General features: G+C 67.9%; 12 protein-coding genes. 8 read left to right on the forward strand and 4 right to left on the reverse strand.

The window, feature by feature from the left end:
• Positions 1-130: 130 nt before the first annotated feature.
• Entirely contained in the window at positions 131-1,021 is an 891-nt protein-coding gene (locus tag UA75_RS05380; protein WP_075743441.1) for an NmrA/HSCARG family protein, read from the reverse strand.
• Between the two features lie 136 nt (positions 1,022-1,157).
• On the opposite strand from UA75_RS05380, the gene UA75_RS05385 reads away from it, so the two are divergent.
• The 6 genes from UA75_RS05385 to UA75_RS05410 all read left to right on the forward strand — a co-directional run bounded on the left by UA75_RS05385 (position 1,158) and on the right by UA75_RS05410 (position 7,643).
• Positions 1,158-1,739: a TetR/AcrR family transcriptional regulator gene (locus tag UA75_RS05385; protein WP_157434003.1), complete on the forward strand. Its 582-nt coding sequence runs from the start codon at positions 1,158-1,160 to the stop codon at positions 1,737-1,739.
• A 269-nt stretch (positions 1,740-2,008) separates the two neighbouring features.
• The gene (locus tag UA75_RS05390; RefSeq protein WP_075739311.1) at positions 2,009-4,975 is read left to right on the forward strand and encodes a family 16 glycoside hydrolase; all 2,967 of its coding nucleotides are present in this window, start codon (positions 2,009-2,011) and stop codon (positions 4,973-4,975) included.
• 290 nt (positions 4,976-5,265) lie between these two features.
• A complete protein-coding gene (locus UA75_RS05395; RefSeq protein ID WP_075739312.1) occupies positions 5,266-5,703 on the forward strand; it encodes a MarR family transcriptional regulator in 438 nt (145 codons plus the stop codon).
• 106 nt (positions 5,704-5,809) lie between these two features.
• Positions 5,810-6,196 carry a hypothetical protein gene (locus UA75_RS05400; RefSeq protein ID WP_075743442.1) on the forward strand — a complete coding sequence of 129 codons (387 nt, stop codon included), beginning with the start codon at positions 5,810-5,812 and terminating at the stop codon, positions 6,194-6,196.
• Entirely contained in the window at positions 6,193-6,549 is a 357-nt protein-coding gene (locus UA75_RS33715; RefSeq protein WP_075739313.1) for a hypothetical protein, read from the forward strand. The genes UA75_RS05400 and UA75_RS33715 overlap by 4 nt, the downstream gene beginning before the upstream one ends.
• Positions 6,546-7,643: an SMP-30/gluconolactonase/LRE family protein gene (locus tag UA75_RS05410; RefSeq protein WP_075739314.1), complete on the forward strand. Its 1,098-nt coding sequence runs from the start codon at positions 6,546-6,548 to the stop codon at positions 7,641-7,643. Before UA75_RS33715 ends, UA75_RS05410 begins: the two co-directional genes overlap by 4 nt.
• Here the strand turns inward: UA75_RS05410 and UA75_RS05415 are convergent.
• The gene (locus UA75_RS05415; protein WP_075739315.1) at positions 7,621-8,178 is read right to left on the reverse strand and encodes a TetR/AcrR family transcriptional regulator; all 558 of its coding nucleotides are present in this window, start codon (positions 8,176-8,178) and stop codon (positions 7,621-7,623) included. The two genes, UA75_RS05410 and UA75_RS05415, sit on opposite strands and share 23 nt — an antisense overlap.
• Before the next feature lie 237 nt (positions 8,179-8,415).
• On the opposite strand from UA75_RS05415, the gene UA75_RS05420 reads away from it, so the two are divergent.
• Positions 8,416-9,051 carry an SRPBCC family protein gene (locus UA75_RS05420; protein WP_083682947.1) on the forward strand — a complete coding sequence of 212 codons (636 nt, stop codon included), beginning with the start codon at positions 8,416-8,418 and terminating at the stop codon, positions 9,049-9,051.
• Between the two features lie 121 nt (positions 9,052-9,172).
• Here the strand turns inward: UA75_RS05420 and UA75_RS05425 are convergent, their stop codons facing one another.
• Positions 9,173-9,895: an ABC transporter permease gene (locus tag UA75_RS05425; protein WP_075739317.1), complete on the reverse strand. Its 723-nt coding sequence runs from the start codon at positions 9,893-9,895 to the stop codon at positions 9,173-9,175.
• A gap of 36 nt (positions 9,896-9,931) precedes the next feature.
• Positions 9,932-10,822 carry an ABC transporter ATP-binding protein gene (locus tag UA75_RS05430; RefSeq protein ID WP_075743443.1) on the reverse strand — a complete coding sequence of 297 codons (891 nt, stop codon included), beginning with the start codon at positions 10,820-10,822 and terminating at the stop codon, positions 9,932-9,934.
• 165 nt (positions 10,823-10,987) lie between these two features.
• Between UA75_RS05430 and UA75_RS05435 the strand changes: the two genes are divergently transcribed.
• On the forward strand, positions 10,988-11,221 hold the full coding sequence (locus tag UA75_RS05435; RefSeq protein WP_075739318.1) for a hypothetical protein: 234 nt from the start codon (positions 10,988-10,990) through the stop codon (positions 11,219-11,221).
• The last annotated feature ends 14 nt before the right edge of the window (positions 11,222-11,235 follow it).

Raw genomic sequence — 11,235 nt, forward strand, 5'->3', positions numbered from 1 at the left:
TGCCGTTCTGGCCAGGCGTCGCCCGCACACCCCGGACTGCGCCCGGCGCGCCTTCTCCCCGGCCGCCGCGCCGGGCGATCCGCTGCGCCGCAGTCCGCACTCGGGGAATGCTGCCCGCGGGCTTCTTCGATCAGAAGGCGGCTTTCGCCCAGTCCGCGAAGGACGTCGTCGAGAGTCCGAGGGCACGAGCGAGGTCGGGATGTGCAGGCACGCCTACCTCGCTGGTGTACTGCTGCGACCGGACGAGTTCGTCGGGCAGGCCCTCGGCCGCCTCCGCCGGGTCGGCAGACAGGGTGACGGGCCTGCCGAGGACGTCGGAGAGGATCGCAGCCGCCGTCCGGGGGCTCAGCAGCTCGCCCGCCAGTTCCAGCTCCACGCCGTCGAACCGCTCAGGCTCGGTGAACGCGGTCGCGGCGGCGTTACCGATGTCCGCGACGGCGACGAAGGGCAGCGGCACCTCGGGATCGAAGGCGAGCAGCAGACGGTCCGGCCTGCCCTCTGGGTAGTAGAACGACGGGTAGACGAAGTTCTCCATGAACGTGCCCGGCCGCAGGATGGTCGTGTGGCGGAGCGCCGCGTTGCGTACCGCCTGCTCCGCCGAAGCCTTGCTGCCCCAGTAATGCCGCACGAAGGCGCCCCATCGCTCGACGTCGAAGGGTTCCCTGGTTCCTGTTCCGGATACCGAGGTGTGCACGATCTGCTCGACGCCGGCCTGCGCGGCCGCCTCGGCCAGGTTGCGGGCGTGCCGGACCTCCCGGTCGCCGAGTGGATCGGTGAAGTCGGGCACCTGCACCGAGAACACGCCTCGGGCTCCGTCCAGCGCCGACAGCAGTGAGGCCGGGTCCGTCAGGTCGCCGGTCGTGAGAATGGCGCCGGAATCGGCGAGTGCCCGCGCCTTCGGTGCGGCGGGATCGCGGACGAGGGCGTGCACCTGCTGTCCCGCCTGGAGCAGCGCCCTGGCGGCCGCGCCGCCCTGTTGACCGGTCGCCCCGGTGACCAGCACGAACGATGAATCTGACACGTCGACCTCCCGTAGCACGAAGAAAACGGGGTGGTACCCCGTTTCGTGATCGCCACGATATGGGGTGCCACCCCGTTTTGTCCAGGCTAATATGGGGCGTCCCTCCGTTTGAGTCGGGGAAGGCTGGTTGGCGACGGTGAACGAGGCTCCTCCGGCGCGTCGGGCGGACAGCAGACGCAATCGCAGACGACTGATCGAGGCGGCCGCGGCGGTCATCGAGCGGGACGGGGCGCAGGCCTCTCTTGAGGAGATCGCCCGCCGCGCGGGCGTCGGCTCGGCCACCCTGCACCGCCACTTCCCCTCGCGGCACGCCCTGCTCAACGCGGTGTTCCACGAGGGCGTGGAACGGCTCAGCCGTCGAGCGGGCGAGCTCGTCGACACCGTCGCCCCTCGCGAAGCGCTTACCACCTGGCTCGACGAGCTGACGATTTACACCACGACCACGCGCGGACTCTCGACGGCGCTGTTCTCCGGGCCCGACGGCGAGGCTCCCGAGGAGAACAGCTGTCACGGCCTGATGAATCACGCGACGGCGAGTCTGGTCTCGAACGCGATGGCGGCGGGCGTGCTGCGCACTGAGGTGACGCCGCGTGAACTCATCGTCCTGACCAATGCGATCTCGCTGGCCGCCGAAGGCGATCCCGGCAGCGCTCGTCGACTGTTGGAGCTGGCACTCGGCGGCGTCCTCGCGAGTCCGTCCGCCGCGCATCGCGAGTGACCCCCGAGTCCGTCATCGATGCTGCGGGCGGCCTCTCGGGCTCGGCCACGCGGCCGGGGTGACGGTGCTTCGGCCGCCGACGTCGGCGATGTGCTGCAAGCGGACGACATCCGCCTCGGCGCAGCGATGCGGACGTGCAGGCTCGGGCCGCTTTCGCAAATTTGCTTCGGACTTTCGTTGACATAGATACGAAAGTCGCCCTTAGCTGTGTGCAACGCGGTCGTTGCGCAGCGGAGCGTGGGCCGCGCCCTGCCCGAGGAGGAAGGCCCATGCGGCTGCCCGTCGCCCTGCTCGCCGTGGTGCTGATGGTCGGGTTCCCAGCCCCGACCATGGCACAGCCCGACATTCCGCCGCAGGAACCGGGGGTGACGATGCGCGTCTTCGACGTGCAGGTCCCCTTGGAGGACTACTGCACCCTCAAACCCTTCCAGACACCCAACATCGACAAGCTCATGCCGACGATCGACTGGACGACCATTGAGGACTTCGGCATCGCTGACCGGTTCGTCACCGAGGTCACCGGCTACCTGAACATCGACACCGCAGGCACCTACGACTTCCGGCTCACCAGCGACGACGGCGCCAGGCTGATCCTGGACGGCACCGAGGTCATCGACCACGGCGGCAGGCACGGCGCGACGCCGAAGGACGGGTCGATCGACCTGACCGAGGGCTACCAGGCCCTGCACATCGACCACTTCGACGGCGACTTCGACCAGCGCCTGTTACTGGAGTGGCGGCCGCCCGGTGCGAACGACTTCACGCTGGTGCCCAACTCGGTGCTGAGCACCGACGCCGACGTCACGCGCGTCACCTCCCCCGGACGCAAGGAGTGCGAGGGGGTCGACGAGTCGCCCGGCGACGGCCTGCCCCTGACCGAGGTGCACCCGAACTACACCCTCCACAACCTACGTCCCGAGGGATTCGAACCGCAGGTCAGCGGGATCGACTGGCTGCCGGACGACCGGATGGCCATCGCCACGTGGGGCGGCTCGCGCGACAGTGTGCGCGGCGAGGTGTACCTGGTCGACAACGTCGTCGGCGAGACCGATCCGTCCCAGGTGACCTACAAGAAGATCGCAGAGGATCTTCAGGAGCCGATGGGCATCAAGTACGTCGACGGCACGATCTACGTGTCGGAGAAGAACGGCTTGACCGCGCTCATCGACCACGACGGCGACGAGGTGACCGACGAGTACCGCACGGTCGCGACCTGGCCGTTCGGTGGCAACTACCATGAGTTCGCCTTCGGTCTGCTGTACGAGGACGATCACTTCTACGTCAGCCTCGGCATCGCGATGGTCCCCGGCGGTGCCACCGCCGACCCGCAGCCCGTGGAGAATCGAGGCACCGCACTCAAGGTTCACAAGGACACCGGTGAGGTGACCTATCTCGCGGGCGGGCTGCGCACCCCCAACGGTCTCGGCTTCGGCCCGGAGGGCGATCTCTTCATCACCGACAACCAGGGTGACTATCTGCCCACGTCGAAGCTGCTGCACATCAAGCAGGACCGCTTCTTCAACCACCACATGAATCCCGACGGCCCGTACGACGACCAGCCGGTGAGCGACCCGGTGCTCTGGCTGCCGCACGGCGAGATCTCGAACTCGCCGACCAACCCCCTGATCGTGCCCGACGGTGTGTTCGAGGGGCAGATGATCTTCGGTGACGTCACCTACGGCGGCCTGCAACGGGCCTACCTGGAGGAGATCGGCGGCGAATACCAGGGCGCGGTCTTCCGCATGACGCAGGGCCTGGAGGCGGGCACCAGCCGCATCAGCCTGGGCCCGGACGGTGCGATCTACACCGGCGGCATCGGTTCGGAGGGCAACTGGGGTCAGGCGGGCAAGCTGCGGCACGGCCTGCAGAAGCTGACCCTGTCCGGCGACGAGGCCTTCGACATGCTCGCGATGCGGGCGGTCGACGGCGGTTTCGAGATCGAGTACACCCAGCCGCTGTCCGAGGAGACCGCGCAGGACCTGGCGTCCAAGTACGACATCGAACAGTTCCGGTATGTGGCCGCGCCGCAGTACGGCGGCCCGAAGGTGGACGAGGAGACCCTGGCGGCGACCTCGGCGACGCTGTCGGAGGACGGCAGGACCGTGACCTTGTCGGTGGACGGCCTGCTGCCGGGTCGCGTGGTGCACGTGCACTCGCCGCGCCCGTTCGCCGCGGAGTCCGGCGAGGAGCTGTGGAGCACGGAGGCCTGGTACACCCTCAACACGCTGCCGGACGGCACGACGGCCCCGCCGGAGTACGAGGCGGAGTCCGCCGCGCTGGCGGGCGGCGCGGGCTACAACACCGAGCACGCAGGCTACTCGGGCTCCGGGTTCGTCGACCGCATGTGGGAGCCGGGCGCCAGCACCACGTTCGCCGTCCGGGCCGACGAGGAGGGCAGCCACGACCTCGCCCTGCGGTACGCGAACGGGCTGAACGTCGACCATCCGAATCCCACGACCAAGTCGATCAGCATGTACGTCAACGGCGAGAAGCACAAGCAGGTCTGGCTCGCCCACACGGGCGCCTGGAACCAGTGGGCGACCCATGTCGAGTCGGTGCCGTTGCGGGAAGGCGGGAACACGATCGCGTTCGTCCACGATGAGGACGACGAGGGCCACGTGAACTTCGACAAGCTCACCGTCACGCCCTCCGAGCGGATCACCCTGTTCGACGGGACGGACCTGGACGCCTGGGAGGCGACGGCAGGCGGCCCGGCGACGTGGCCGGTGGCGGACGGCTCGATGGAGTCCTTCGGCGGCGACATCCGCACCAAGGAGAAGTTCGGCGACTTCCGGATGCATGCCGAGTGGTTCCAGCCGCAGTACCCGCCGGAGGTGACCGGGCAGGCCCGAGGCAACAGCGGGGTCTACATCCAGGAGCGCTACGAGATCCAGGTGCTCGAGTCCTTCGGCATCGATCCGCCCGCGACGAACGATGCGGGCGCGATCTACCTGCAGAAGGTGCCGGACGTCAACGCGGCGACCGAGATGGGCACGTGGCAGACCTACGACATCGAGTTCCAGGCCGCACGCTTCGACAGTGACGGCGACAAGATCGCCGATGCCCGCGTGAGCCTGTGGTGGAACGGCGAGCTGGTGCACGACGACGTGGCGATCGAGGGTCCCACCGGGGCAGGCCAGCCGGAGACTCCGGCGCAGGGCCCGATCCGCTTGCAGGACCACGGTGATCCCGGCGAGAACCCGAGATTCCGCAACGTCTGGATCGAGCGCCTATGAGCAATGACGTGGTGACCGTCCGACCCGACGGGTGATCTCTGCTGCGGGTACGGGGTTGCGGTGGCCTGCGCGAGTGGCCACCACGGGGCGGGCGTCGAGTTCACGACAGCGCCCGCCCCGTGGGCCGGCTGACGGCGCGGTAGCGCTCAGTCCACCGGTGGCACACAGCTCGGGGCAAGATCACCGCGACTCCCTGTTCGGACCGTCTTGGACGGCGCCTGGTCAGCGGTTCTCCTTGGTGGCGTGAAACGATGGACGGCATCGACGCCGAACGTCGCCAAGGAGGTCAGATGAGTGAGCTGGGCGTGTTCTCGGAGTCGACCGGCTTCCTGTTGCACCGCCTCGGCATCGGCGCTGATCGTGTGATTGAGGAGACGCTGCGGCCGTATGACGTCCGGGCGCGGGAGCTGCGGGTGCTGGCGCTCCTCGGCACCGAGTCACGTTCGCAGGCGGAACTCGTCGGGCTGAGCGGATTGGACAGGACGACGATGGTCGCCGTCGTCGACCGCCTCGAGGAACGGCAGCTCGTGGCGCGGCGGCGCAACCCCTCCGATCGACGCAGGCTGGCCGTGTCGGCGACCGAGGCGGGCGCGGGGCTGCTCGCGGCGGCGGCGCGCGACCTCAGGGCTGCGGAGGCTGACTTCCTCGAACCCCTCTCCCCGACGCAGCAACAGCAGCTGACCACGCTGTTGGGCGCGCTCTTCGCCGCGCGGGCACCCCGCTGTTGACGGGAGCGCGGCGCGCACGATTCGTCAGCTAAGCTGATCGTCAGTACTGCTGACGATTGGAAGGCGAATCATGCCCGCTTCTGCACCACGTGTGCGCTCTGCCGTGATGACGGCCGTGTTCGTCGTTCTCGGATGCATCACCGCGACTCCGGTCTTCGCTCTGATCGACCCCGGCGTCCTCACCTGGACCTATGGTGTGGCGTCGCGGGACCCGATGATCGTCGGGCTGTTGCAGCACCGTGGAGTGCTGCAACTCGTCCTCGGTGCGGGGCTCGTGTGGGCTGCGTTCCGGCCTTCGGTACGGGTCGTCGTCGCGTCGGCCGCGATCCTCACGAAGTCTGTGTTCCTCGGTCTGTTGTTGCCTGACGCGAGCCTGCGGGCCGATCTCGCGGCGTTCAGTGTGTGGTTCGACGCCTTCTGCATCGTGTTCCTCGGCGCGTACGTCTTCGTCGAGCTGCTCCGCAGTGCGCGCAGCGGACGGAGCGACCGATGACCGTCCTCCTTGCGCGTGGGATCGCCTTCGTCGTGGCCGTCGCGACACTGACCGCCGTGATGCGTCCGGATCGGTGGGGAATCCACCATCTCTTCTTCGTCCCCGACCTCGTCCTCATCGGTCTGCTCGCCGGTTCGGCATTGCTGCCCGCCCGTTTCGCGCGCCGAGGGTTGACGATCGCCTATGCCTTCGCCGCAGGTGTCGTCACCACGGCCTCCTTCTCCTACGTGGCGCGCGATGCGGCAGCCGAGGGCGTGCCCACCATGGTGATTGCGGCGGTCTGCATGATCCTGGCCGTCGTGCTCGGAGCGCGGACGCCGCAGGGCGAAGCCCGCGCCGAGGTGACCCGGTGATCGCGGGGAGACGCGGGTGGTGGGCCGTCCTCGCCGGGGTGGTGGCGGTTCCGTTCCTCGCGCTGGCGGCGTTCCTTCTCCTCGTGCCCCCGCCTGTCGAGCCGTTCGAACCGGTGACCTGGGTTCCGCCTGCCCTTGTTCCCGCGGAATCGCGGGCTGCGATCGGCACCGATGTCGGCGTCCTCGTCGATGAGGACCTCAACGGGCCGGAGGACGTCGCGGTCGATGCCGATGAGCGTCTCTACGTCAGCACCCGGGATGGGCGCATTCTGCGCGTCGACCCCGATGCGGGGCAGATCGAGACCTTCGCCGAGGTCGGCGGCAGGCCGCTCGGGCTCCAGTTCGCCGCGTCGGGGGAGCTTCTGGTTGCGAACCAGGGCATCGGTCTCCAGGCCGTGACCCCTGCCGGGGAGGTGCGTCTTCTGGCGGACTCGGCTGGTGGAGAGCCGCTCCGATCCGCCAACGACCTCGCTGTCGCCTCTGACGGCATCGTGTACCTGACCGACTCGAACGGGAAGTACACGCCGACGACGCTGGGCGCGCGCGCATCGTATTCGCTCTACGACTTCCTCGAAGGCCGACCTCAGGGGCGCGTGCTGGCCTACGACCCGGTCACGACCGAGATCCGGGTGATTGCCGAGGGTCTGTACTTCCCCAACGGGATCGTCCTCGCCGAAGACGAACAGTCCGTTCTGGTCGGGGAGTCGACGCGCTACCGCGTGACCCGCCTCTGGATCGGGGGAGACCGGGTCGGAACGGCAGAGGTGTTCCTCGACAACGTTCCAGGCATCTCCGACGGCTTCACCCGTGACTCCGACGGCCGGTTGATCCTGGCGACGTACGAGCGCGTCGAGGCACTCGACGAGGTGATCCTCCCGTCGGTGGTCGCCCGCCATGTCGCAGTGCGACTGCCTGCGGACCTGCTGAACGGCGATCCTCTTCCCGGTGCCCTGCTCGAACTGACCGAGGACGGCAGGATCATCCGGAGCCATACCGGCCTTGATCCGGCGGCGACGACGGTCACGTCCTGGCGTGGGGGATGGGTTCTCGGGGCACTGCTCGACGAGCCGCTCAGGTTCGTGAAGGTCCCATGAGTTCGAGGAGATCGGCGACGAGATCCCGTGGCGTCCGGCCATCACCGCGTTTGCCGAGATGTCCGGTAAGGGTCAGTTCGATCGCTCCGTGGGTGAGGGCGCGCAGCAGATCGGCGGGGCGAGCGGGGGAATCGCCGGGAATTCGGCCTTCCCGCTGTCCGACGGCGATGAGTGCGTCCAGGGCGGTCGTCGCGTGCGCGGCGGCCGCTCCCAGCTCGTCGGAGACGACGGTCCAGCGCTGATACACCAGTCTGAATCGCTCGGGATGACGCATCGCCCTGTCGAGGTAGTCCTCCAGCGCACCCTCCAGGGTGGCTGATCGGCCATCCTGTGGTTCCAGCAGATTCGCGTACACCTCAAGCTCTCGGGCTGCGACGGCGGCCAGCAGCGCCTCTTTGTGTGCGAAGTGCTTGTAGGGCGCGTTATGGGACACCCCGGCGAGGCGGCCGACCTCCCGCAGGGTCACCGCACCAGCGCCGCCCTCGTCGATCAGCCGGGTGGCAGCGGTGAGCAGAACCTCGCGAGTGCTCGGCATCGTGCGGTCACATCCGATCTGGGAACGAGGGGGCGGTCGCACCGACTGCGTGACCCGGGAGTTTCGGCCGTCAAGCATGGCAGAGCCGGCGTGCCCCTGCGTGCGGCACCGCATCCGTGCGAGACGGCCGAGTCGAGGTCGATGTCAGTCCATTCTCGCGGAACCGGTCGGAAGTTGACAGCGTCAACCTCGCCTTTCTAGGGTTGACACTGTCAACCTCGGGAACGGAGAGACTTCATGGCTCGCACTATGCGTCGTCGCAGGCTGCTCATCACCGGTTCGGCACTCACCGTCGCGCTGGCTGCTGCCGCGTGGTTCCTCACCCCGCCGCTCAGCCCGCCGAGTTATCGGGGCGAGCGCCCTGAGCTCCAGGAGGACGGCTATGTCTCGCGCACGCATTCGGTCTTCGTCGATGCGACACCAGCGGCCGTCCATGCCTGGGTCAACGATCCGGCGATCACTCTCGAAGACCTCGTCGACTTCGATGAGGGCGAGCCGGCAGTCATCGGTACGACCCCATTGGCAGGCAGTGAGGAGACTGGACAGCGGGCGGGTTTTCGTCGTCGCGTGGAGTTCGAGGACGGGCACTACCTTGCCGAGGAGATGCTGGTCGACACCGAAGAGCGGTTCCAGTACATGGTGTGGGGGTTCACCCGGCCCGCCCAGCGGATCGCCGTCCGGCACGGTGTCGCGGAGTTCACCTATCTTCCCGAGGGCGACGGAACCCGAGTGAACTGGACCTACTCGCTGCTGCCGACGGCGGGTGTGCTGCGTTCCAGCGTGGAGTCCTTCCTCGACTCCACCATGGACCCGATGATGACGGCCACTCTCGAGGGCATCCGACAGGGCGTGGAATCCGAGTCCGCGTCCTGACAGATCCGCAAGCCCGTTGGTCGCTGTTCACTGCGAGAACAGGACCGTCGGAGAGCCTGAGCGGCTGCGGACCCCCTCCGAGCGACTCGGCCAGGGCCGAGTCGCTCGCGGAGAAGTCTCGTCAGCGACGCGGCTCCCAGCGGAAGAACAGTGCGGCCAGGACGACGGAGACCACGACCCAGGCCGTCGTGGGGACGAGCAGGAGCAGGGAGTCCGACAGTGGTACGCCGCCGTTCCAGCCGTTGACGACCAGCTCGGCGGCTGAGCCGCCCGGCAACAGCCGCTTGAGCAGCGTGAGGTCCTCGGTGCCGCTGAAGCCCACCCAGCTGGCGAGGGCGATGGTGCCGACGCCGATGGGCAGCGTGGTCACCTGGGCGTGCTCCGGGGAGTTGGTGACTCCCGCCGTGGCCAGTCCCAGGCCGACCATCATGACCACCACCGAGAGGACGGCCACCACCAGGAGGGGGATGTCGGCGGGCGCCCCGGCGACCACGCCCAGCACGATCAGGACCAGGGCGGCCTGGATCAGCGAGATGGCGGTCACCGGGAGCAGCAGGCCGGACAGAATGCCCGCGTCGCCTGCCGAGGTGGACCGCAGCCGCTTGAGGAAGAGATTCTGGCGACGCGAGGCGAGCGTGGTCACCGCCGTGGTGTAGAGCCCGAATCCCGCTACATAGAAGACCAGGAGAGCCGCGATGACGCCGAGACCGCCGCCGATGCTCTCGAAGATCTCATGCTGATAGATGAAGAATGCCGCCATCGCCACCGGGACGAGGAAGATGGTGAGTAGCACGGAACGATTGCGGAAGATCTGAATCAGTTCGCTGCGAGCGATCGCGAGCATGGGGAGATCCTTTTCTGCGAGAGTGCGAAGAGAGTTCTAGTCGCTGCCGATGGCGCGGAAGACGTCGTCGAGCCCGGTCGGGCCCGCTTCGAGATCCCGAAGCTCCACCGCGTGCTCGTGTGCCCAACGGAGCAGGAGGTACAGATCCCGCTGCCGGTCGGGGGTCTTGATGAGGAACCGTCCGTCGCCCTCCCGCGTGGCAGGCAGCGGCAGTTGGAGCACGGGAGCGTCGCCGGGCAGGACGAACCGGATGACGGCGGGCAGCGTCCGCGTCAGCTCGGAGACGGTTCCCTCCTGATGGAAGGCCCCCTGGTGCATGAGGCCGATGCGGTCGGCGCGCTGCTGGGCCTCTTCCAGGTAATGCGTGGTCAGGACGATGGTGGTTCCGTCTTCGCGCAATCTGTCCACCGCGTCCCACAGGTCGTCCCGCGACTGGATGTCCAGGCCGGTGGTGGGCTCGTCCAGGAAGATCAGCTCCGGCGTTCCGTACACCGCGGTGGCGAAGTCCAGCCGTCGCTTCTCGCCACCGGAGAGCTGCGATACCTTGGTGCTCGCCTTCCGGGTGAGGTCGACGATGCCGAGCACCCGCTCGACGGTGTCCGTGCGCTGGGTGAGCCTTCCGATCAGCCAGACCGTCTCCTGCACCGTCAGGTCCGGTGCGAATCCGCTCTCCTGCAGCATCACGCCCATCTTGGGGCGCACGGCGCGCCGGTCCTGCGGACTCCTGCCGAATACCCGTACGGTGCCGGAGGTGGCTTTGCGGTGGCCCTCGATGATCTCCAAGGTGGAGGTCTTTCCCGCTCCGTTCGTGCCGAGCAGTGCGTAGAGTTCGCCGCGCCGTACCTGAAAGGAGAGATCCTTCACGGCGTGGAAGTCGCCGTAGGTGAGATTCAACCGTTCGACGTCGATGACCGGTGTGGTGTGCATGCCGTTCATTTCAGTCGTGGCAGCGTCTGATCGGCAGTGGAGCTGCGTCATGACTCGCCATGACATTTCTTCGGGGTCAGACATGACGTGGTGTCACTGGTGACTCCGACGGCGTCGGGGCGATACTGCGCGGGCAGACCCCGTCATCCGATCTCGGAGCCACCCATGGAGACCCGCCCCCTGCGCATCCTGCTGACGATCAACGTGATCGTCTTCGGCCTGGTGTGCGTGGCATTCCTCCTCTATTACGGCGGCCTTGATCTGTTCCCGGCGGAGCTGGGGCCGTGGTTCGAGGCCGAAGAGTGGACCATGTGGGCCGCCGCGTTCGTCACCGTGCTCAGCGGCTTCGCGCTCTCGCTGCTCGGGATGAAGAGCAGGCGGCAGGACGAGGACCGGTGAGGCCGAACCAGGGA

The organism is Actinoalloteichus sp. GBA129-24 (assembly GCF_001941645.1).
Taxonomy (GTDB): Bacteria; Actinomycetota; Actinomycetes; order Mycobacteriales; family Pseudonocardiaceae; genus Actinoalloteichus_A; species Actinoalloteichus_A fjordicus.